Genomic DNA, 21,348 nt, shown 5'->3' on the forward strand with positions numbered 1-21,348 from the left:
TTGGTACCGCCGCCCCGGCCTGCTCGCCGGTATCGCCCTCATCCTCATCATCGCCCTCAACATCATCTTCGGCTGACAAGGAAGCGACATGGCCAAGAACCGGGGCACCGCGGGTGCCTTCGACATCCGATCGATAATCGGGCTGCTGTTCGGCATCTACGGTCTGGTGCTCATCGCGGTCGGCATCACGGATGGTGCGGCGGAGATCGAGAAGTCCAGCGGCATCAACATCAATCTCTATTCCGGCATCGGAATGCTCGCCTTCGCCGTGGTGCTCGTTCTTTGGGCCCGGCTGCGTCCCATCGCCGTCCCAGCCGCGGACGAGACGTCGGAATCCTGATCCGACGTTCGATGTGGACGCCTCGCAGGCGAGGCGTGACCGATGCCAGCCGGGAGAGTTCGCCGAACCCCGAACGGCCGAACTCTCCCGGCCACCATCCGCGGCGACCGGGAGGGAGGACGAATTCCTACCAGCTGCTCCAACCCCGAAAGAGTGCGGTAAGGAAAGGATTTGATGATGAGCCGAAAACCTTCGGCCAAGAAGCGAACGGCGCTGATCGCGGCCTCGACCGTGCTGCTCACCGCGGCCACCACCACCGGCGTGCTCGCGCAACAGGGGCTTGCCGCGCCGACCGTCGGTGTCTGGGTCACCACTGGTGATCAGAGCAAGCTCCTGCAGCAGGAGCCCAATGTGGAATTCGGTCCGGACGACGGCTCGGAGACCACTGTGGACGTCGACGACACCGTCACCCACCAGACGATGGACGGGTTCGGCGCCTCGTTCACCGACTCCTCGGCCTGGCTGGTCGCCAACGAGCTCGACCAGGCCCGCCGCGACGAACTGATGGCCAAGCTGTTCGCCCCGGACACCGGGATCGGGCTGAACATGGTCCGCCAGCCGATGGGCGCCAGCGACTTCGCGGTCAACGGCGACTACACCTACGACGACACCTGCTGCGACCTGGGTGACTTCTCCATCGCGCACGACCAGGAATACATCATCCCCGTGCTGCAGCAGGCCAAATCGCTCAACCCGGAGCTGAAGATCATGGGCACCCCGTGGAGCCCACCGGCCTGGATGAAGACCGGTGACTCGCTGCACGGCGGTAGCCTGAAACCGGAGAGCCACGGCGTGTTCGCCGACTACTTCGTCAAGTACGTCCAGGCATACGCTGCCGAGGGACTGCCGATCGACGCGATCACCCTGCAGAACGAGCCGCACCACGAGACGACCGGTTATCCGTCGATGCGGATGGACTCCGGCGAGCAGGCCGACGTGCTCAAGAACGAGGTGGGGCCGAAGTTCGCGGAGAACGGCATCAACACCAAGATCCTCGCCTGGGACCACAACTGGAGCGAGTCGAACTACCCGATCGAAGTGCTCAACGACCCGGCGGCCAAGCAGTACGCGGCGGGCTCGGCGTTCCACTGCTACGAAGGTGACGTCGGCGCGCAGAACGAGGTCCAGCAGGCGCACCCGGACAAGGGGCTCTGGTTCACCGAGTGCTCCGGCGGTGAGTGGTCGCCGGACTTCGCGGAGAACCTGAAGTGGCAGACCCAGAACCTGGTCATCGGCACCACCCGGAACTGGGCCAAGGGCGTCACCTTCTGGAACATGGCGCTGGACCAGAACCACGGGCCGACCAACGGCGGCTGCGCCGACTGCCGCGGCGTCGTGACCGTGGACACCAACAGCGGCGACGTGGCCTACAACGTGGAGTACTACGTGCTGGGCCATGCGAGCAAGTTCGTCCGCCCCGGTGCGCAACGCATCGACTCCAGCAGCTTCAGCAACGACATCGAGTCGGTCGCGTTCAAGAACCCGGACGGTTCGATCGCGGTCGTCGCGCTCAACGCTAGCGCGCAGGAGAAGACGTTCAAGGTGCGGCACAACGGGCAGTCGTTCCGCTACACGCTACCGGCCGGTGCGGTGGCGACGTTCACCTGGAGCGCCGCAGCGAGCTGAAACCGTGCCAGCACCTGGAAGGCTCCGGTGGACCGTCGGTTCACCGGAGCCTTCCAGGCGTTAGTGCTTTTGGTCTTGTTCTTGAAGCGGCGAAGCCGCTTAGCCCACCCTCGCCACTTGCACCGCCGCGGGTTCTCAGGCGGTGCCGTGCGGGGACACCCCGCACCCCGAGTTATCTCGGGAGGACAGCCTCGACGTGGTGCATTTGGACATACATGATGTCGGGGATCCCGGACCGAGAAGGCTTCTGAGGTTCCGCCACCCGCACCGCCATGCAGGACGAGTTCGAAGACAGGCTCTTACGACTTCGGTACCGCCACGACCATGTCGCGCAGTTCGTAGCCGCCGATCGCGTCGTTGAACGACACGCGTGGTGGTGTTTGCATCCGGACGTCCGGGAGGGCGAACAGCTTCTTGAGGAAGATCGCGGTCTCCATGATCGCGATGTTCGAACCGGGACACTTGTGCGCACCGTCGCCGAAGGACAGTCCGGGCGCGGATGCGTCGTTGAGCGGGCGCGCCGGGCACACCGCGAGCGGCTGGTCGCCCATCGCGTTCGGATCGGTGTTGGTCGCGCTGACCTGGATGTCGATGATCTCGCCGGTCGGGACCGTGACCGTTTCGCCATCCTCCGTCGGGAGTTCGACGGGCGCGGTGGTGCGACGCCGGAGATGCCCGACGACCGGTTCCAGCCGCAGCAGTTCGTGCAGGATCGCGAGCTGTTCGGGCTCCTCGGCCGCGCGGTAGCGGTCGAGCAGCGCGCTGTCGGTGAACAGGTGCCACGCGGCGAGGTTGACGAATTCGCGGGTGGTGACCATGCCCGCGGCGGCGAAGGTGATGCACTCGCCGAGGATTTCCGCCGACGAGCAACCCTCGTCGAGCAGGTGCGAGATCAGGTCGTCGCGCCGTTGCGCGCGACGCGCGCGGACGGCGGGCCGGACGTCCTTGAAGTAGATGCCGGACCAGTTGGTGGCCTGCCGCCAGATCCAGTAGAGACCGTTGAGGCTGGTGAAGCCCGGCTCGCCGAACTCCTCCGGGAAGAACCGCTCCAGCCGGTGGTCGAGGCCGGGACGGCTTTCGGTCAACCCGATCACCGCGCACGCCACCTCGATGGCCAGGTTGAAGCTCAGCTCCGACAGCTGCGCCTGCCCGGCGCCGCGGAGCTTGTCCAGCTGCTCCTCGGCGACGCGCTCCATGATCTCGCGGTAGCTCTCGTCGACGCGACGCGGTGTGAAGTACTTGGCGGTCTGCCGACGGTGCTCGCGGTGCTCCGGCCCGTCCCGGTACAGCACCGGACGTCGGATCTTGGCGGGCATCTTCTCGACCGTTTCCACCCCGAGCCCGGCTTGCACGGTGTCGGTGCTGCGCAGCGCGGTACGCGCGGCGGCGTAGCTGCGGACCGCCCAGACCCCGTCGGAACCTCGGCTGACCGGGCAACCGTCCTCGGCTTCGCCACGATCGATCTTGCGTGCGTTCGTCGCGTCGGTCGACATCTGCGGACCGGTCCTTTCCACAGCCGGGTGGTGGAGCATGATCCACTTCTTCTAGCAGGTCGGGTGCTCCCGGCGCAGCAGTCGGTACCGGTTCGTAGCGGAAAGTTCACCAGTGACGGCTGGTGGTCGGGCGAATTCGGACGGTCACCGCCAAACCCGCAGCGCTCGGGCCGTGCCGTGCCGCTGTGAGTCACCCAATAGTATGACGGCGATGTCGGTGCTGAGGAGTTGGGCACGGTGAAGTGGCAGTTCGGTCCATACCGGGTGGACGGGGTGATCGCGCGCGGCGGCATGGGTGAGATCCTCCGCGCGTACGACACCCGCCACGACCGCGTGGTAGCCCTGAAACTGCTCGCCCAGCACCTCGCCGCCGACGAGGAGTTCCGGGACCGGTTCAAGCGCGAGGCGCACGCCGCTGGACGGCTGCGCGAACCGCACGTCATCCCGATCCACGCCTACGGCGAGATCGACGGTCGGCTCTACCTGGACATGCGGCTGGTCGAGGGCAGCGACGTCGGCTCGCTGCTGGCCGCCAGTGGCCCGATGCGCCCGGCGGACGCGGTGGCCGTGCTGGAGCAGGTCGCGCAGGCGCTGGACGCCGCGCACGAAGAGGGTCTGGTGCACCGGGACGTCAAACCGTCCAACATCCTGGTCAGCAACAGCGGATTCGCCTATCTCGTCGACTTCGGCATCGCCGCCTCGGTGCGCGCCACCGCCACGCTGACCTCCACCGGCTACACCGTCGGGACGCTCGCCTACATGGCACCGGAGCGGTTCGACGACAGCCCGATCGACCACCGCGTGGACGTGTACTCCCTGGCCTGCGTGCTGTACCAGTGCCTGACCGGTGCGAAGCCGTTCGCCGCGGACACCGCGGCGTCGCTGATCAACGCGCACCTCAACCACCCGCCACCGGTGCCGACCGCGGTGCGCGGCGACATCCCGCGCGAGTTCGACCAGATCGTGGCGCGGGGTATGGCGAAGGCTCCCGCCGACCGCTTCGCCAGCGCTGGTGAATTGGCCAGGGCGGCACGGCAGGCGTTGACCAGTGTCACCCCAGTCCCGGCGCAGTTCGCGCCGACGCCGCAGGAGCCCAAGCGCGAGGGCAAGGCCGCCTGGGTGTACGTGCTGGCCGGGGTGGGCGTGGTCGGGGCAGTTGCCGGCGTGGTGGCCTTGGCCAGCACGATGAGCACGGAGCAGGGCCGCGCGATCCCGGCCGACGTGCCGTCGTCGTTGCAGGAGGCGCCAGGGTCGGTGTTGGCGCCACCCACTTCGCTGCCACCCACCATTGCGCCGCCGCCCCCACCGCCGAGCTCCGCGCCAGCGCCGCCGCCTGCCGAGGACACCGTCACGACGCCGAAGCCCGAACCCTCGGAACCAGCGGAGGATCCGGAGACACCGCCGCCGACGCCGGTGCAGACCAAGTGGTGCCAGTCGATCACCTACGACAACGCCAGTCGCGGCACCGGTTGTTTCGAAGCGGTCGGCGACCACATCTTCGCGCACGACTCCAAGGCCGACGGGATGTGGATCAAGACCGTGACGCAGACCGACTACGGCCGAGCGGACGAGTGCCAGGACCTCAACAGCGAGGGCGGCCCGATCGACTGCAACCTGGACCTCAGCGAAAAGGGCCGAATCCGCTTCAAGGTCGAGCTCTGGGACTCGAAGACCAAGATCAGCGAAACGTCCTGGTCCAATTACGTCCCGATCAGCCAGACCTGACCAGCCTGGCATTGGTCGCGCGCCCAGCACGCGGATCTGCTCGGCGCCCGTTCGGCGCTGGCCAAGTCGTCGTCGGTCCCGTTAACCTACCAAGCACTTGCTTGGAGGTGATCGCGTGCCCGAGTACCAGCCGCTTACCATCCCCGCCGCCGTCCTCGCTGCCGCACAACGATTTCCGGCCAGGGATGCAGTTGTCGACGGCTCGGTGCGGATCAGTTTCGCCGAGCTGCTAGAACGGGTTCGGACCGTGGCGCGGGCCTTCATCGGCGTGGGCATCGGACCCGGTGACCGGGTTGCGCTGTGCGCACCGAACACCCACCACTGGGTCGTCGCCGCGCTCGGCGCGTTGTACGCGGGTGCGACGATCGTCCCGGTCAACACCCGGTTCACCGGCGCGGAAACCCTCGATGTGCTCCATCGATCCGGTGCGCGTGCACTGGTGATCGCTGGGGAATTCCTCGGTGTCGACCGGCTCGCCGCGCTTCGTGCGGCTGCCGGGGAAAGCGGCCAGTCGCTCGACGAGTTGCGCACGATCATCCGCGTGCCGGTCGAAGGCGAAGTGCCGCCGGAAAGCGGTGTGTGGCGGTGGGATGACCTGGACTCGCTGGCGGCCGGGGTTTCGGCGCCGGAGGCCGATGCGCGGGCCGCGTCGGTCGGCCCGGACGATGTCAGCGACATCCTGTTCACCTCGGGCACGACCGGGCGCAGCAAAGGGGCGATGAGCGCGCACCGGCAGGCGATCGGGGTGGCTAGGTCCTGGGCCGAGCACGGCGGGTTGAGCAGCTCCGACCGGTACCTGGTGATCAACCCGTTCTTCCACAGCTTCGGCTACAAGGCCGGGATCCTGGCCTGCCTGCTGCGCGGCGCGACCATCCTGCCGCAGCGCACCTTCGACGTCCGCGAGGTGCTGCGGGTCGTCGAGTCCGCCGAGGTCACCGTGCTGCCGGGACCGCCCACGATCTACCAGGCCATGCTCGACCACCCGGAGCGCGCGAAGCGCGACCTGTCCAGCCTCCGGCTCGCGGTCACCGGCGCAGCGATCGTCCCGGTCGTGCTCGTCGAGCGGATGCAGCGGGAGCTCAGCTTCGACGCGGTGCTCACCGCCTACGGCCTGACCGAAGCCGTGGTGGTGACGATGTGCAGTCCGGACGACGACGCCGAGACGGTCGCGCACACCTGCGGCCGGGCCGCAGCGGGCCTCGAGGTCCGCGTCAGTCGGGAGGACGACACCCCGCTGCCCGCGGGCGAACCGGGGGAGGTGCAGGTGCGCGGGCCGAACGTGATGCTGGGCTACCTCGACGACGAGACCGCGACCCGGCAGGCGATCGGAGCGGACGGCTGGCTGCACACCGGCGACATCGGCACCCTGGACGCCCGCGGCTACCTCACGATCACCGACCGGCTCAAGGACATGTACATCTGCGGCGGCTTCAACGTCTACCCGGCCGAGGTCGAGCAGGTGCTCGCCCGGCTGCCAGGGGTAGCCGAGGTGGCGGTGGTCGGCGTGCCCGACGAACGGCTGGGCGAGGTGGGCAAGGCATACGTCGTCGGTGCCCCGGATCTGTCCACTGAGGACGTGATGGCGCACTGCCGGGACCGGCTGGCGAACTACAAGCTGCCGCGCCACATCGAGTTCCGCGCGGAACTCCCGCACAACCCAGCCGGGAAGATCCTGAAACGCCTGCTGCGCGAAACCGGCCCCGGACATGCCTGATGCCGGAGGACGGCGGCGCAACCGACACCGCCGCAGGTTGAGGTTCCGCCACTCGCACCGCCACGCAAAACGAGTTCGAAGACAGGACAAGGCGCTACAGCCGGGGGTCGACGGGTTCGGATTCCAGGGCCAGTACGGCGAAGACGCATTCGTGCACCCGCCACAGCGGTTCACCGCGCGCTACTCGCTCCAACCCTTCGATGCCGAGCGCGTATTCGCGGGTGGCCAGCCCGCGTTTGCGGCCGAGTCCCCGCTGGCGCAGCCGGTCGAGGTGCATCGGCTCGGTGTAGTCGGGCCCGTAGATGATCCGCAGGTATTCGCGACCGCGCACCTTCACACCCGGCTGCGCCAAACCGCGCTGCGCCTTGGTCAGGTTCGCGGCTGGTTTGACGACCATTCCTTCGCCACCGCCCTCGGTCAACTCCGTCCACCAGGCGGTTCCCGCCGCTGTCGAGGTCGGATCCGCGGTGTCCACCGCCAGCCGACGAGTCGTGGTGAACAGTTCCGGGTCGACGGCTACCAGCCGGTCCGCCAGTGCGAGGTGCCAGCTGTGTTCCTGGTCGTGGTAGGTCCGTCCCTCGGTGGCGAGCACCTGGAACGGCGCCAGGCGTACGCCAGCCAGCCCGTCGGTCGGCCAGCAGTAGCGGCGGTAAGCCTCGCGGTACGCGTCGGCGTTGGCGATGCGCGCACCGGTCTTGTCCCGCAGTTCGGCGACGTCGACCCCGCGTTGCGCTGCGGCTGTCAACGCGTCGAACGCGACTGGCAACGCCGCGCCTGCCGCCGCACCCACTGATGCGTACTGGTTCACGATCAGACCGCCTGCCTTCGCGCTCCACGGCATCAGCTCGGCGTCCAGCAACAACCAGTCGGTCGACAGTTCTTCCCACAACCCGGCCGAAGTCGCCGCGGCCCGGACGTGGGACAGCAACTCCTCGGTCTGGTCGGGGGCGAAGAACGGTCGGCCGGTGCGGGTGTGCACCGAACCAGAACCGTCGATGCCGAACCTGGCTGCCGAAGAGTCCCGGCACACCAGCACGACCGCGCGGGAACCCATGTGCTTCTCCTCGCACAGCACGTGTTGCACGCCGACAGCGCGGTACCCGGCGAACGCCTCCTCTGGATGCTCCAGCACATCGGGCCGGTCCGAGGTGGCAACCGGCGCCATCGTCGGTGGCAGGTACAGCAACCACCTGGGGTCGATCGCGAAGCGGCTCATCACCTCCAGTGCCGCGGCGGCCCGCTCGGGTTGGACGGCAATTCGTCCGTGGTAACGGGTTTCGACGGCGCGGTGGCCGGTGACGTCGTCGAGGTTGAGCACGTGCGGCTCCCGCCGCGACACCGTGTCAGCTGGCTGTTCGTTGCCCAGTCGCAGTGGCTTCGACGACTCGTACCAGACGCGGTGCGCCTGCACGGAGACGACCTCGCGCTCCGGGTAGCGCAGCGCGGTGAGCTTGCCGCCGAACACGCAACCGGTGTCCAGGCACATCGTGCCGTTGACCCATTCCGCCTCGGGCATCGGCGTGTGGCCGTAGAGCACCATCGCCTTGCCCCGGTAGTCGTTGGCCCACGGGTACCGCACCGGTAGGCCGTACTCGTCGATCTCGCCGGTGGTCTCGCCGAACAGCGCGAAACCGCGCACCGCCCCGGACGCCCGACCGTGGTAGCGCTCGGGCAGACCGGCATGCGCCACCACGAGGTCGCCGCCGTCGAGCACGTAATGCGCGATCAAGCCGTCGCAGAACTCCTCGGCCTGCTTGCGGAATTCCGGCGACTCGGCGGAAAGCTGCGCGAGCGAATCGGCAAGGCCGTGGCTGATCTTGACGTTCCGCCCGCGCAGTGCGCGAACGAGCTTCTGCTCGTGGTTGCCGCACACCACCAGGGCGGTCCCGGCCGCGACCATGCCCATGACCAGCCGAAGCACGCCAGGGGTGTCCGGCCCGCGATCGACCAGGTCACCGACGAACACCGCACGCCGACCCGCCGGATGTGCGGCGCCGATCGCCCGTTGCTCGGCGTCGCGCTCGATCACGTAGCCGAGCTCGCCGAGCAGTTCCTCCAGTTCGGCGCGGCATCCGTGCACGTCGCCGAGCACGTCGAACGGCCCGGTCTCGTCGCGCTTGTCGTTGAGCAACGGCTCGACCTCGATGGTGGCTGCCGCGACCTCCTCGACGCTGCGCAGCACGTGGACGCGGCGAAAACCCTCGCGTTGCAACGACTTCAACGAGCGCCGGAGCTCGGCGCGGTGACGACGGACGACATGTGCACCGAAGTCGCGGTCCGGGCGCCCTGCGTTGCGCTCCAGGCACAGCGCCTCGGGCATGTCCAGCACGATCGCCACCGGCAGGACGTTGTGGTCCTTGGCCAGCTGGACCAATGTGGACCGGGCGTTGCGCTGCACGTTGGTCGCATCGATCACGGTGATCCGACCGGCCGCCAGCCGCTTCCCGGCGATGTAGTGCAACGCGTCGAAGGCGTCCGCGCTGGCCGCCTGGTCGGTTTCGTCGTCGGCGACGAGGCCGCGGAAGTAGTCGCTGGACAACACCTGGGTCGGCGCGAAGTGCTGGCGCGCGAAGGTGGATTTCCCCGCGCCGGAAGCGCCGATCAGCACCACCAGCGACATGTCCGGAATGGACAGCCGCATCACGCCACCGCCGTCCTGGTGAACACCGCCAGCTGGGTCGGCGGCCCCACTTCGGGGTCTTCCTGGCCGACCGGAAGGTACTCGACGGCGTAGCCGTGCTGGTCGGCGGTCCCGTCCGCCCACTGCCGGAACTGCGCCCGCGTCCATTCGAAGCGGTGGTCGGCGTGCCGGAGGGTTCCGGTCGGCAGGTTCTCGAAACGCACGTTGTACTCCACGTTCGGGGTGGTGACCACGATCGATTTCGGTCGGGCAGCGGCGAACACAGCGTGCTCCAGCGCGGGCAGCCGCGTCAGATCCACGTGCTCGATGACCTCCATCAGCACTGCCGCGTCGTAACCGGCGAGCTCGGCATCGACGTAGGTGAGCGCGGACTGGCGAAGCACGAGCCGAGACCGCTGGTGCTCCGATAGCCGTTCGAAGCGGAGTGCGGCGACTTCGAGCGCCCGTGCCGACACATCGACACCGACGATCTCGGTGAACGACGGGTCCTTGACCAGCTCGCTCAGCAGCGCCCCACCGCCGCAGCCGAGGTCGAGCACGCGACGCGCACCACTGGTCTTGAGCACGGCGAGCACGCTTTCGCTGCGCTGCACGGCAAGCGGCACTTCGCGCTCGCTCGCCACTACCGGCTCGGTCAACGCATTGTCGAGTTCGCCTTCGGCATCATCGGATTCGGCCAGTTGTGCCAACGCCGAGCGGACGTATGCCTTGCGGTGCGCCAAATACCGGTTGCTGATCAGCTCCCGTTCGGGATGCTCGGCCAGCCAACCGTCGCCCACCCGCAGCAGCTTGTCCACTTCGTCCCCGCTGACCCAGTAGTGCTTCGCGTTGTCCAGCACCGGAATCAGCACGTAGAGGTGCTTGAGCGCCTCGGACACCCGCAGATCCCCGGACAACTTCAGGTCCACGTAGCGGGAATCGCCCCAGTCCGGGACTTGCGGATCCAGCGCTACGGGTTCGGCCTCGACCTGCCAGCCCAGCGGCTCGAACAGCCGCGCCGCCAACTCGTGCCCGCCCCGGCAGGGCAACGCGGGCACCCTGATCCGCAGCGGGATCGGCGTGTCCGCCAGCTCCGGCCGCGCATCGCAACGCCCGTTGATCGCAGTCCGGAACACCGATCCCAACGCGACAGCGAGCAGCGACCCCGCCGCGTACGGTCGATCGTTGACGTATTGGCCCAGCGCGAAGGCGTCGTTGTGCTTGCCGCGCACCAACCTGATCGGATCGACCTCCAGCAGCAGCGCCGCAGTGCACTCGTCTTGCTCGGCGACCGGGTAGAAGACGTGCGCTGTCCCGGCGGCCACCGGGAATGCCTGCGCTTTCTCCGGATGCTTGTGCAGCAGGAAGCCGAGATCGGTAGCCGGTCGATGCGTGGTGGTCAGGCTGACGAACACGGGCCCAGTCTGACCGATCACCTGGTCGCGGCGAAGCCGTTTTCCTCGTGTCCGATCATTTCGCGGTGCCGCGTGGCAGGATCTGCCGGAGGAGGCCGCGCGGGTGACCGCGCTTTCCCCACTCACGCGGGTAGCCGATGGACACTTCCTCGAACGGGACGCCATCGTGGTGCGTGGTTCGGGGGATGTGCAGGTGGCCGTACACGACGGTGTCGGCGCGGAAGCGCACGTGCCAATCCTTCGTGCTGGTGGTGCCGCACCACTGCGCGAACTCCGGGTAGTACAGCACGTCGGTGGGCTCGCGCACGAGCGGGTAGTGGTTGACCAGCACAGTTGGCATGTCGTCGAGTTCCGCGAGCCGCTTCTCGGTGGCGGCGATCCGAGCCTCGCACCACGCTTGCCTGCTCGGGTACGGGTCCGGGTGCAGCAAGTACTCGTCGTTGCACACCACGCCTTTCTGGTAGGCCACCCGCAGACCTTCCTCGGTGTCGGAGGTGCCGGGCGGCAGGAAGGAGTAGTCGTAGAGCAGGAACAGCGGAGCGATCGTGACCGGCCCGCCGTCGCCCGTCCACACCGGATAGGGGTCCTCCGGGGTGATCACGCCCAGCCCGCGGCACACCTCGACCAAGTGGTGGTAGCGGTGCTCGCCGCGGAGCTGCACGGTGTCCCGATTGGACGTCCACAGCTCGTGGTTGCCGGGAACCCACACGACCTTGGCGAACCGGCTGCTCAGCAGTCCCAAGGCCCACTCGACGTCGGCGACGACCTCGCCGACATCACCGGCCACGAGCAACCAGTCGTCCGCCGATTCCGGTCGCAGGTCCTCGACGATCGCCCGGTTCTCCGGATACGAGACGTGCAGATCGCTGGTGGCGAGCAGTCGTCCACCGGTAGCACCATTCACCGGATCGACACTACCAACGCTGCGCTGCGATCTTGGCCGCGTAGCGGGCGACAGCTCCACCGGCATGGCGAACGGGCTCAAGGAACCTCCAATACGCTGGCGGTCGTGGCTCATCGGACTGCTGGTGGCTCGGATGTCCCGGCCGGAGGACCGTTGGACCTGGGCTTGCTGCGGACGTTCCTGGCCGTGCACCGGGCCGGGTCGGTCACCGCTGCCGCGCGGATGCTGGGGATGTCGCAACCGACGGTGACCGGCCAGATCCGTTCGCTGGAGCGGCAGTTGGGACGGCAGCTCTTCGAACGGTTGCCGCGCGGTGTGGCGGCAACGGCGGTGGCTGACGTGCTCGCCGCCGAGGTCGCCGGTCCGCTGGACGCACTCGCCATCGTCGCCGAGCGCGGGCGTCCCGGCGTTGCCGCCACAGCCGAGCCGGTGCACCTGGGCGGCCCTGCCGAGTTGCTGTGCGAGCGGGTGCTTCCGACGCTGGCGCCGTTGGTCGAGCAGGGGGTGCGGCTGCGGGTCACCACCGGGCTCGCCGACGAGCTGCTCGACGGTCTGCGCGCCGGGCGCTTCGACCTGGTCGTGTCCACCATCCGACCGCGGGGCCGGACCATCACCGCGGTGCCGTTGACGGACGAAGAATTCGTGCTGGTGGCCGCGCCGGGCTGGGTCGAGCGCATCGGTGTGGTGACTGCGCACGCTCTGCGGGAAGTGCCGCTGGTCACCTACGCCGAAGACCTGCCCATCGCCCGCCGCTACTGGCGGCACGTGTTCGGCATCCGGCTGACCACGCAGGCGGCGCTGGTCGTACCCGACCTGCGCGGCGTGCTCGCCGCCGTGGTCGCCGGGGCGGGCGTCACCGTGCTGCCCCGCTACCTCTGCTTGGACGAACTGGCCACCGGCGAGCTGGTTGCGCTGCTCGAACCGGACGATCCGCCGATCAACACCGCCTATCTCGCCGAGCGCGCGGGCGCGGCGGAACGTCCGCACGTGCGGCAGCTGCGCGAACTCCTGCTGCACGCGGCCCGCTCCTGGTAGCTGAGTACGCCCAGCTGCGTAGGCGCGGAGTCGTTCGTGGCCGGATGTGGTGATCACGTGGTTCGGCGACTGTTGGGGCTGCGGCGTCCGGAAGTCCCGGCGTCGATCCGAGCCTTTCGGGAGGCCACCGTGTCGAACCGGCCAGCAGCGACCAAGCGCGGCGCACGTCGGCTTTCGCCGCGCGCCTACAAATTGCTCAGCGTTGTCCACCTCGTCGTCGCGGTCGGATGGCTGGGCGTCACCCTGGGCAAGCTGGTGCTCGGTCTGGCCGCCGTGCTGACGGGCGCACCGCCTCGCGCGCAAAGCCTCTACCTGGCGATGGACGCGATCGACATCGCGTTCCCACCGCTGGCCATCGCCACGCTCGTGTCCGGCATCGTGCTCTCGCTGGGCACCAAATGGGGCCTGCTGCGGCACTACTGGGTGGTGACGAAGTTGGTGCTGACCTTGGCGGTGATCGTGACGGCGGTGCAGATCGAGGACCGGTACGTGCGCCGCGCCGTGCCCAGCCTGCAATGGCGCGACGACGGCACGTTCTTCGGCGCCCAGCCCCTCTCGGCGACCCTGCTGCTCGCCCTGCCGGTGATCCACCTGCTGGTGCTGCTGGTGGCGACCGTGCTGTCGGTGTACAAGCCGTGGGGCAAGATCCGGCGGACCAAGCCGCCGGTCCGCGCCGAAGAACCGGTCGCGGCGAGGCGCTAGCACCCCGCACGGCCACGTAAAACGAGCTTGGAAACAGGTTCTCAATCCGCCAGGCCGGATTGGTAGGCGAAGACGACGAGTTGGGCGCGATCCCGCGCGCCCAACTTGATCATCGCCCGGCTGACGTGGGTTCGCGCGGTCGCCGGGCTGACGACCAGCCGCTCGGCGATCTCCTCGTTGTTCAACCCCTCCGCGACCAGGCCGAGCACCTCCCGCTCCCGTTCGGTGAGGGTGTGCAGCTGCGGGTGCGGTCGCCGCGAGCGCGGTGCCATCGAAACGAACTCGCGGACCAGTTGCCGGGTCGCCGACGGCGCCAGCAGCGCCTCACCACCGGCCACCAGCCGGATCGCCCGGAGCAGGTCGACCGGCTTGGTGTCCTTGAGCAGGAATCCGCTGGCCCCGCCGCGCAGCGCGGTGAAGACGTACTCGTCGACCTCGAAGGTGGTCAGCACGATCACCTTGGTGTCCGGGAGATCGGGATCCGCGGTGATCCGCCGGGTCGCCTCCAGCCCGTCGACACCGGCCATCCGCACGTCCATCAGAACGACATCCGGCCGGTGCTCGCGCGCCGCGGCCACCGCGGCCAACCCGTCCGCGGCTTCGCCGACGCAGGTCAGGTCGTCCTCGCTGTCGATGAGGGTGCGCAGTCCGATGCGGACCAGGTCCTGGTCGTCGACGATCAGCACGGTGATCATGAGCGTCCTTCGATGGGCAGCCGGGCGTGCACTTCGAACCGTCCGTCGCCGGTCGGACCGGCAGTGAACTCGCCACCCAGCGACTCGACGCGCTGCCGCATGCCGGGGATGCCGAGCCCACCGCTGTCGCCCGGCGGGCCGGTGAGCGGATTGGCGACGGTGATGACCACGGCGTCGGTCGCGTAGTCGACCGTGACCGTAGCGCGTTTGTCGCCGCTGTGGCGCAGCACGTTGGTCAACGACTCCTGCAAGATCCGGTAACCGGTCAGGTCGACCACGGCGGGCAGTTCGCGCGGCTCACCGGTGGTGATCACCTGCACCTGGACACCGGCTTCGCCCATTCGTTGCCGCAGGTCGTCCAGCCTGGCCAGGCCGGGAGCCTGGGCTTGCGACGAACTGCGCACCACGCGCAGCGTCGCGCGCAGTTCGTCCAGCGCATCGCTGCTGGTGCGGCTGATCGCCTCCAGCGCGACCTCCGCCTGCTCCGGCTTCTTCGGCAGCACGTGCAGCGCCACATCTGCCTGCATCTTGATCGCGGCCAGGCCGTGTCCCACGACGTCGTGCACTTCCTGGGCGATCCGCAGCCGCTCGTCGTCGACGCGTTGGCGCAGCACTTCCGCCCTGGCACGAGATGCCGCCTCGCGTTGCAGCCGGACGACGCTGCCCACCGCGAACGGCACCACGACCCACGCTGACCCCGGAATCACCCCGAGCAGGCCGGGCAGCGCCGTGCTGTTGGTGAAGATGTGGACCAGCAGCATCACCAGTGCGCCCAACGCGGTCGGCACGGAAGTGGCCGGTGGTCGGTGCCGAGCGACGGTGTAGACCGCGACGACGAGCGCCAGCAGGATCGGGCCGTAGGGGTAGCCGACCACGAGGTAAGTCGAGGTGAGCGCGGCAACCGCGATCAGCGTGAGGACTGGATGGTAGCGCCGCAGCACCAGGGTCAAACCGGCGGCGGCCACGAGCGCGAAGCCCAGGGCGTCCGGTGTTCGGCCCGTGACGGTGGCCCAGTGGTCGGCGGCCGACGTGCCAACCAGGCCGACCAGCGTGACCAGGACGGCGAGGACGACGTTCCCGATCAGCGACCTCATCGCGCGCATGCTCGCAGTCTCAGCGATGCGAGAGCAGCGGGAGTCGGCCCAGGAGCGAACATGCTCCTACTCTCCTCGACGTAGCCACCGGTGTCACCCCGGCCCAGGTGAGGGGCACCCGTGACCAAGTAACTGGGTCACGGGTGCCCCTCACCCAGTTCCCGCACGAGGTGGGGGAGGTTGCGCGGCCGTTGTCCACAATGGATTCCCGTGGATCGGCTGGCGTTCATCGGCGACGGTTGGACAGGAGCTCCGGGAGTCGCTGGAGCCAGGCTCGGGGGCCTGGGGTTTCGGATTTGAGCGCGGCGACCGCTGCGGCGTGCTCGATCCTGGTCGGGACCGTGGAGCCGGGCTGGCAGGCGAAGTAGCAGTAGGCGCCGTGGAAGACGTCGCCCGCACCGAGGGTGTCGACCGCCTGGATGCTGGGTGGGAGCACGGTTCCGTGGTCGGCCTGGTGCCACCAGCGCACCGGCTCGCCGCCGTGCGTCGTGATCACGGTCGGCACGCCTTGGTCGAGCAGGGCGTGCGCAGTCGTCTCGGAGCTCGTCGAGCCCGGCACCCGGAAGTCGGCCGAGGCGATGACCGTCTCGGCGCGCGGTAGCAGTGCCCGCATGGTCGGCTTCCACCGTCCGGCATCGACCACCACCGGCGCGGATGCCGCGTTGATGGCAGCGTCGGCGAGCACCGGGTGGTGACCGTCGACCAGGACCACGTCGGCATCGCCGACGAGTTCGGACAGTTCCGGCGCGTGCTGGACCTGCAGCGCGGTGGTGTCCATCCCGACGACCGAGCGCGCACCGGTGCTTCGGGTGACCGCCACGGCGGACACCGGGGCGTCGGCGGTCAGGTCCTCCGCGGCGTCGACGATGGTGACCGCGTGGGACTCCAGGTCGGCTCGGATGACCGCGGCGATCGGACTGCGACCGATCGCGGTGACCAGCACGGCCCGGCCGCCGAGGCCGGCGAAGGTGACCGCCGCGTTCGCCGCCGGTCCACCGGCCGCGACGAACTGGGCCGTCGCGGTGGTCTTCTGGTTGGCCGCCGGGCGGGCATCGACGTGGTGCACGACGTCCAAGGTGCTCAGGCCGACGAAAATGCCGCACGGGGGAACAGCCATGCTGCCAGTCTAGTCGGCCGAAATCCCAGTGCTGGTCGGGAAAACCGCTACATGTCCTCAGTGGCCCGGTTCCGGAGTGCGTGGCGCTGCGCCGGAAGGCGTGCTGGGAAGACCTTGTCCGGGTACGGCGCGATTCCTACGATGCCGGTGTTGATCGGTTCTGCCGAGAAGGCTTCGCGCCGCCCTCAATGTGGAGGACACCATGTTCAAACGTGGCCTGACGATCGTGGTCACCCTGCTGGCGCTGACCGCCGCGGGGTGTTCGGCCGAACGGGAATGGGGCGGCGGTCCGGCGACCGCGAACGGCACGGCCAAGATCGGCCTGATCACCAAGACCGACACCAACCCGTACTTCGTGGACCTCCGCGCGTCCGCGCAGGCCGCCGCAACCGCGAAGGGCGCCGAGTTCATCGCGCTGGCCGGGCAGTTCGACGGCGACAACGACGGTCAGGTGCGGGCCATCGAGAACTTCATGCAGCAGGGCGTGAACACCATCCTGATCACGCCGAACTCGTCCACCGGCGTGCTGGACGCCATCGCCCGCGCCCGGCAGGCCGGGATCATGGTCATCGCCCTGGACACCGCGACCGAACCGGCCGAGGCGGTGGACGCCACCTTCGCCACCGACAACTTCGAGGCCGGTCGGCAGCAGGGCGCCTACGCCAAAGCCGCCCTCGGGAGCGCACCGCCGAAGCTGCTGATGATCGACGGCACCGCAGGCGCCTCCGTCAACACTCAGCGGCACAACGGATTCCTCGCTGGGATGGGCTTGCCCGAAGGTGCACCGGAAATCCTCGGCACCCAGAACGCCAACGGCGACCAGAACCTGGCCCAGCAGGGCATGGAGAACCTGCTGGCCCGCACCAGCGACATCAACGTCGTCTACACGATGAACGAGCCGACCGCGCGCGGCGCGCACGCGGCGTTGCAGGCGCGCGGGTTGGCCGGGTCGGTGGTGATGGCGTCCATCGACGGCGGTTGCGAGGGCGTGGCGAACGTGGCCGCCGGGCAGATCCGGGCGACCGTGATGCAGTTCCCGGACAAGATGGCGCAGCTGGGCGTCGACGCCGCCGTCGAATACGCCAAGACGCAGCGCAAGCCCACCGGTTTCCACGACACCGGCTCGGTGTTGATCAGCAACCAGCCGATGCCCGGCGTGCGCAGTGAAACGGTGGCCTGGGGCGAGCAGAACTGCTGGGGAGACAAGTGACGACAACGCTTCCCGAGTCGGAGGTCGACGAGCGACCGGGCGTTCGCGAGTTCCTGTTGCGCGCACCGGCAGTCGGTCCCGCCTTGGCCCTGGTCGTGGCCATCGCGGTGTTCTCGGTGTTCACCGACACCTTCCTGAACCCGGACAACCTGTCACTGGTGGTGCAGCAGTCGTTGGTGATCGGCACACTCGCGCTCGGGCAGACACTGATCATCCTCACCGGCGGCATCGACCTCGCCAACGCCTCCGCCGCGGTGTTGGCCACGCTGATCATGGCCAAGCTGGCCCTCGGCGCAACGCCCGGTTTCGTCGCGCTGCTGCTGGGAATCGCGGTGACCGCGGTCATCGGCGCGGTGGTCGGTTCGCTGGTGACGCAGGTGCGGCTGCCGCCGTTCATCGTCACGTTGGGCATGCTCACGATGCTCACCGCGGTGGCCAAGCTGTTCGCCGATGGCGAGGCGGTACCGACCACCGATCCGCTGCTGACCTGGCTCGGCACCCGCCGCTACCTCTTCGGCGGCATCGAGATCACCTACGGCATGACGCTGGCACTGCTGATGTACCTCGTGGTCTGGTACGCGCTGACCAAGACCGCCTGGGGCAAGCACGTCTACGCCGTCGGAAACGCGCCGGAGGCGGCCCGGCTGTCCGGCATCAAGGTCAACCGCACCCTGCTGTCGGTTTACCTCGTCGCCGGGGTGATCTTCGGCCTGGCCGCGTGGCAGGCGCTCGGTCGGGTGCCCAACGCCGACCCGAACGCCTACCAGCTGGGCAACCTCGACTCGATCACCGCGGTGGTGCTCGGCGGGACGAGCCTGTTCGGCGGCCGGGGTTCGGTGCTGGGGACGATGATGGGGGCGCTGATCGTGGCGGTGCTGCGCTCCGGGCTGACCCAACTCGGCGTCGACGCGCTCTACCAGGACGTCGCGACCGGGGCGCTGGTGATCGCCGCGGTGGTGGTGGACCGGGTGGCGAGGAGGAAGAGCTGATGGTGCCAACACTTTCCGCCCGCGGCCTGGTCAAGCACTACGGCCGGGTGACCGCCATCGACGGTGCCGACTTCGAGGTTTACCCCGGCGAGGTGCTGGCGGTCGTGGGGGACAACGGGGCGGGCAAGTCGAGCCTGATCAAGGCGCTGTCCGGTGCCTTGCTCCCGGAGGCGGGCGAGATCGCGGTGGACGGCGAGGTGGTCCACTTCCGCGGCCCGCTGGACGCTCGCCGCTACGGCATCGAGACCGTGTACCAGGACCTGGCGCTCGCACCGGCGCAGGACATCGCCTCGAACATGTTCCTGGCCAGGGAGAAACGGCATCCGGGCCTGCTGGGACGGGTGTTCCGCAAGGTCGACCAGGCGGGCATGCGGGCCGAGGCGCAACGGGTGCTCGACGAGCTCGGCATCGCGGTGAAGTCGATCAGCCAGCCGGTGGAGACGTTGTCCGGTGGGCAGCGGCAGGGCGTGGCGGTCGCGCGAGCGGCGGCGTTCGGCACCAAAGCGGTGATCATGGACGAGCCGACCGCGGCGCTCGGGGTCGCCGAGTCGGGCAAGGTGCTGGCGCTGATCGACCGGATCCGGCAGCGCGGGCTGCCGGTGGTGCTGATCAGCCACAACATGCCGCAGGTGTTCGAGATCGCGGACCGGATCCACGTGCACCGGCTCGGGCGGCGGGTCGGGGTGGTGACGCCCCGCAGCCACACCATGAACCAGGTGGTGGGGTTGATCACGGGCGCGCTGCGCATCGGTGCTGACGGCGAGCTGGAGGAGGTTCCGGCGGCAGTCCGGACCGGTCTGGGGGAATAGCCCGCCGCGTCACCGGGACTGCGGCGCGGCGGACTTGAGCGCGGTCAGGAAGTTCGCGACAGCTGGCCGGGTTTCGGTACCCCGGCGGATCGCGGCGTGGATGCGTCGCTGCACCGGATGTCCGGTGGTGGCGACGGTGGTCACCGCCTCCGTGGCCGGTAGGCGCGCGGAGCGCGGCACCAGCGCAACCCCCAACCCCGCTTCGACCAGCGCGATCACCGCGGCCCAGTCGCTGGCGCGGTGCCGCACGGTGGGTTGGAAGCCAGCGGCTGCGCACGCCGAATGCAGCAGTTGGTCGCAGGTGTCGCCAGCCAACGTGCTGATCCAGTCCTGATCGGCCAGCAGCGCCAGGTCGGCGGCTCCGCGCTGCGCGATGGGATGGTCCGCGGGAACGGCCAGGCAGCACTCCTCGGTGCCGAGCTCGACGCGGGTGCATCGCGGATCGTCGTCGGCGAGCGCGACGTTCGCCGTCACCGAGACGATGACGTCCAGTTCGCCGTTGCAGAGCCGATCGAGGCAGTCGGGCATGGTGATCTCGTGGATGCCGACCCGCAGCCGTGGATACTGCTCGCGGACCGCTCGCGCCGCCGGGATCAGCAGGGTCGGGATCAGCGACGGGACGGCGCCGACGCAGAGCTGCCCCAACGCGCCGTTGGCGGCCGCCTGCACGTCGCCGAGCGCGCGTTCCATGTGGGCGAGCAGCGCGTAGGCGTGGTCGACCAGGACGCGGCCGGATTCGGTCAGGCGCAGGCGTCGCCCGTCGACTTCGGTCAGCGGCGCGCCCGCCTCTTTCGTGAGCGTGGCCAGCTGTTGGGAAGCAGCGGACGGCGAAATGTGCAACGCCGACGCGGCTGCGTGCAACGTGCCTCGTTCGTGCAGCGCCACCAGCAGGCTCAGCCGGGTCGGATCAATCATGCACGAAATCTTACCGTTATCAGAGAAAGTGTCCCACCTGTGTTGACGTTTTCCCCGGACGGCGGGGGAGCCTGGCGAATCCCGCTCGGGGTCCGCTGACGCGCGGTCGGCGGGCCATCCCGGCTGGAGTATCAATGTGACGGTTGAGCAGTCACGGATGGGAGGGCTGATGGGCGACATGCGAGTCGCGGTGGTGACCGGCGCCGGATCGGGCGTGGGGCGGGAGATCGCGCAGGCGCTGCTCGGCGCGGGATACCACGTGGCGCTGGCGGGTCGGCGGCCCGAGCCGCTGCGGGAGACCGCACGGGGTTCCACCGCAGCCAGCGTTATCCCGACCGATGTCGGTTCGCCCGATTCGGTCGCCGCGCTGTTCGACGGGGTGCGCGACGAGTGGGGGCGGCTGGACCTGCTGGTCAACAACGCGGGCTCGTTCGGTGCGCCCGGCTCGGTGGGCGAGCTGTCCCCCGACGACTGGCAGGCGACCGTGCAGGTCAACCTGACCGGTTCGTTCCTGTGCGCGCACCACGCGTTCCGGATCATGCGGGACCAGGACCCGCAGGGCGGCCGGATCATCAACAACGGCTCGATCTCCGCGCACAGCCCGCGACCCCGCAGCGTCGCCTACACCGCGACCAAGCACGCCATCACGGGCCTGACCAAGTCGATTTCGCTGGACGGCCGGGCCTACGGCATCGCCTGCGGGCAGATCGACATCGGCAACGCCGCCACCGAGATGACTGCGGGCATCGCAACCGGCGCGGTCCAGGCGGACGGATCGGTGCGCCCCGAGCCGACCTTCGACGCCCACCACGTGGCGGAGGCGGTGCTCTACATGGCGAGCCTGCCGCTGACGGCCAACGTCCAGTTCCTGACCATCACCGCCACCGCCATGCCGTTCATCGGCCGCGGCTAGGCGTGTGGTCGTGAGTGCCCAACCGGGCTCCA

Annotated in this window: 18 protein-coding genes; 10 read left to right on the forward strand and 8 right to left on the reverse strand. The window is 68.9% G+C overall.

The window, feature by feature from the left end; translation table 11 throughout:
• Nucleotides 1-88 precede the first annotated feature (88 nt).
• Together MOQ72_RS02840 and MOQ72_RS02845 are read left to right on the forward strand one after the other, a co-directional pair.
• Nucleotides 89-340: a hypothetical protein gene (locus MOQ72_RS02840; RefSeq protein ID WP_242180377.1), complete on the forward strand. Its 252-nt coding sequence runs from the start codon at nt 89-91 to the stop codon at nt 338-340.
• 177 nt (nt 341-517) lie between these two features.
• Nucleotides 518-1,966, forward strand: a complete 1,449-nt coding sequence (locus MOQ72_RS02845) for a glycoside hydrolase family 30 protein (RefSeq protein ID WP_242180378.1) — start codon at nt 518-520, stop codon at nt 1,964-1,966.
• Nucleotides 1,967-2,265: 299 nt separating this feature from the next.
• On the opposite strand, the gene MOQ72_RS02850 is transcribed toward MOQ72_RS02845, so the two are convergent.
• Nucleotides 2,266-3,459: a cytochrome P450 gene (locus MOQ72_RS02850; protein ID WP_242180379.1), complete on the reverse strand. Its 1,194-nt coding sequence runs from the start codon at nt 3,457-3,459 to the stop codon at nt 2,266-2,268.
• Between the two features lie 237 nt (nt 3,460-3,696).
• Here MOQ72_RS02850 and MOQ72_RS02855 point away from each other — a divergent pair, with 237 nt between their 5' ends.
• Both MOQ72_RS02855 and MOQ72_RS02860 read left to right on the forward strand, forming a co-directional pair.
• Nucleotides 3,697-5,184, forward strand: a complete 1,488-nt coding sequence (locus MOQ72_RS02855; RefSeq protein WP_242180380.1) for a serine/threonine-protein kinase — start codon at nt 3,697-3,699, stop codon at nt 5,182-5,184.
• A gap of 115 nt (nt 5,185-5,299) precedes the next feature.
• Nucleotides 5,300-6,898 (forward strand): FadD3 family acyl-CoA ligase, encoded by a 1,599-nt coding sequence (locus tag MOQ72_RS02860; protein WP_242180381.1) that lies wholly within the window; start codon nt 5,300-5,302, stop codon nt 6,896-6,898.
• 94 nt (nt 6,899-6,992) lie between these two features.
• Here MOQ72_RS02860 and MOQ72_RS02865 read toward each other — a convergent pair whose 3' ends face one another.
• Genes MOQ72_RS02865 through MOQ72_RS02875 form a run of 3 tightly spaced genes read right to left on the reverse strand, consistent with a single transcriptional unit; the run spans nt 6,993 to nt 11,837 of the window.
• On the reverse strand, nt 6,993-9,539 hold the full coding sequence (locus tag MOQ72_RS02865) for a polynucleotide kinase-phosphatase (protein ID WP_242180382.1): 2,547 nt from the start codon (nt 9,537-9,539) through the stop codon (nt 6,993-6,995).
• On the reverse strand, nt 9,539-10,933 hold the full coding sequence (locus tag MOQ72_RS02870) for a 3' terminal RNA ribose 2'-O-methyltransferase Hen1 (protein ID WP_242180383.1): 1,395 nt from the start codon (nt 10,931-10,933) through the stop codon (nt 9,539-9,541). The genes MOQ72_RS02865 and MOQ72_RS02870 overlap by 1 nt, the downstream gene beginning before the upstream one ends.
• Nucleotides 10,934-10,988: 55 nt before the next feature.
• Nucleotides 10,989-11,837, reverse strand: coding sequence for a metallophosphoesterase family protein (locus tag MOQ72_RS02875; protein WP_242180384.1), 849 nt, complete (start codon nt 11,835-11,837; stop codon nt 10,989-10,991).
• A 105-nt stretch (nt 11,838-11,942) separates the two neighbouring features.
• Between MOQ72_RS02875 and MOQ72_RS02880 the strand changes: the two genes are divergently transcribed.
• A complete protein-coding gene (locus tag MOQ72_RS02880; protein WP_242180385.1) occupies nt 11,943-12,872 on the forward strand; it encodes a LysR family transcriptional regulator in 930 nt (309 codons plus the stop codon).
• 129 nt (nt 12,873-13,001) lie between these two features.
• Entirely contained in the window at nt 13,002-13,574 is a 573-nt protein-coding gene (locus MOQ72_RS02885; protein WP_242180386.1) for a hypothetical protein, read from the forward strand.
• Nucleotides 13,575-13,615: 41 nt separating this feature from the next.
• On the opposite strand, the gene MOQ72_RS02890 is transcribed toward MOQ72_RS02885, so the two are convergent.
• From MOQ72_RS02890 to MOQ72_RS02900, 3 genes are all read right to left on the reverse strand, one after another.
• Nucleotides 13,616-14,269 carry a response regulator gene (locus tag MOQ72_RS02890; protein WP_242180387.1) on the reverse strand — a complete coding sequence of 218 codons (654 nt, stop codon included), beginning with the start codon at nt 14,267-14,269 and terminating at the stop codon, nt 13,616-13,618.
• Nucleotides 14,266-15,363: a sensor histidine kinase gene (locus MOQ72_RS02895; RefSeq protein WP_242180388.1), complete on the reverse strand. Its 1,098-nt coding sequence runs from the start codon at nt 15,361-15,363 to the stop codon at nt 14,266-14,268. Before MOQ72_RS02895 ends, MOQ72_RS02890 begins: the two co-directional genes overlap by 4 nt.
• 226 nt (nt 15,364-15,589) lie before the next feature.
• Complete coding sequence (locus MOQ72_RS02900; protein WP_242180389.1) at nt 15,590-16,480, reverse strand: PfkB family carbohydrate kinase; 891 nt, start codon at nt 16,478-16,480, stop codon at nt 15,590-15,592.
• 202 nt (nt 16,481-16,682) lie between these two features.
• Here MOQ72_RS02900 and MOQ72_RS02905 point away from each other — a divergent pair, with 202 nt between their 5' ends.
• Genes MOQ72_RS02905 through MOQ72_RS02915 form a run of 3 tightly spaced genes read left to right on the forward strand, consistent with a single transcriptional unit; the run spans nt 16,683 to nt 19,488 of the window.
• Complete coding sequence (locus tag MOQ72_RS02905) at nt 16,683-17,690, forward strand: substrate-binding domain-containing protein (protein WP_242180390.1); 1,008 nt, start codon at nt 16,683-16,685, stop codon at nt 17,688-17,690.
• Nucleotides 17,687-18,679 carry an ABC transporter permease gene (locus tag MOQ72_RS02910; RefSeq protein ID WP_242180391.1) on the forward strand — a complete coding sequence of 331 codons (993 nt, stop codon included), beginning with the start codon at nt 17,687-17,689 and terminating at the stop codon, nt 18,677-18,679. Before MOQ72_RS02905 ends, MOQ72_RS02910 begins: the two co-directional genes overlap by 4 nt.
• A complete protein-coding gene (locus tag MOQ72_RS02915) occupies nt 18,679-19,488 on the forward strand; it encodes an ATP-binding cassette domain-containing protein (protein ID WP_242180392.1) in 810 nt (269 codons plus the stop codon). The genes MOQ72_RS02910 and MOQ72_RS02915 overlap by 1 nt, the downstream gene beginning before the upstream one ends.
• A 9-nt stretch (nt 19,489-19,497) precedes the next feature.
• On the opposite strand, the gene MOQ72_RS02920 is transcribed toward MOQ72_RS02915, so the two are convergent.
• Nucleotides 19,498-20,403 (reverse strand): LysR family transcriptional regulator, encoded by a 906-nt coding sequence (locus tag MOQ72_RS02920; protein WP_242180393.1) that lies wholly within the window; start codon nt 20,401-20,403, stop codon nt 19,498-19,500.
• 169 nt (nt 20,404-20,572) lie between these two features.
• On the opposite strand from MOQ72_RS02920, the gene MOQ72_RS02925 reads away from it, so the two are divergent.
• The gene (locus MOQ72_RS02925; RefSeq protein ID WP_242180394.1) at nt 20,573-21,316 is read left to right on the forward strand and encodes an SDR family oxidoreductase; all 744 of its coding nucleotides are present in this window, start codon (nt 20,573-20,575) and stop codon (nt 21,314-21,316) included.
• The last annotated feature ends 32 nt before the right edge of the window (nt 21,317-21,348 follow it).

The organism is Saccharopolyspora soli (genome assembly GCF_022678645.1).
GTDB classification, from domain to species: domain Bacteria; phylum Actinomycetota; class Actinomycetes; order Mycobacteriales; family Pseudonocardiaceae; genus Saccharopolyspora; species Saccharopolyspora soli.

What these genes read in the sequence shown, in the direction of transcription:
- MOQ72_RS02840 (WP_242180377.1), top strand. Translation starts at nt 89, where the DNA reads ATGGCCAAGAACCGGGGCACCGCGGGTGCCTTCGACATCCGATCGATA.
- MOQ72_RS02845 (WP_242180378.1), top strand. Translation starts at nt 518, where the DNA reads ATGAGCCGAAAACCTTCGGCCAAGAAGCGAACGGCGCTGATCGCGGCC.
- MOQ72_RS02850 (WP_242180379.1), bottom strand. Translation starts at nt 3,459, where the DNA reads ATGTCGACCGACGCGACGAACGCACGCAAGATCGATCGTGGCGAAGCC.
- MOQ72_RS02865 (WP_242180382.1), bottom strand. Translation starts at nt 9,539, where the DNA reads ATGCGGCTGTCCATTCCGGACATGTCGCTGGTGGTGCTGATCGGCGCT.
- MOQ72_RS02890 (WP_242180387.1), bottom strand. Translation starts at nt 14,269, where the DNA reads ATGATCACCGTGCTGATCGTCGACGACCAGGACCTGGTCCGCATCGGA.
- MOQ72_RS02895 (WP_242180388.1), bottom strand. Translation starts at nt 15,363, where the DNA reads ATGAGGTCGCTGATCGGGAACGTCGTCCTCGCCGTCCTGGTCACGCTG.
- MOQ72_RS02900 (WP_242180389.1), bottom strand. Translation starts at nt 16,480, where the DNA reads ATGGCTGTTCCCCCGTGCGGCATTTTCGTCGGCCTGAGCACCTTGGAC.
- MOQ72_RS02905 (WP_242180390.1), top strand. Translation starts at nt 16,683, where the DNA reads ATGTTCAAACGTGGCCTGACGATCGTGGTCACCCTGCTGGCGCTGACC.
- MOQ72_RS02915 (WP_242180392.1), top strand. Translation starts at nt 18,679, where the DNA reads ATGGTGCCAACACTTTCCGCCCGCGGCCTGGTCAAGCACTACGGCCGG.
- MOQ72_RS02920 (WP_242180393.1), bottom strand. Translation starts at nt 20,403, where the DNA reads ATGATTGATCCGACCCGGCTGAGCCTGCTGGTGGCGCTGCACGAACGA.
- MOQ72_RS02925 (WP_242180394.1), top strand. Translation starts at nt 20,573, where the DNA reads ATGGGCGACATGCGAGTCGCGGTGGTGACCGGCGCCGGATCGGGCGTG.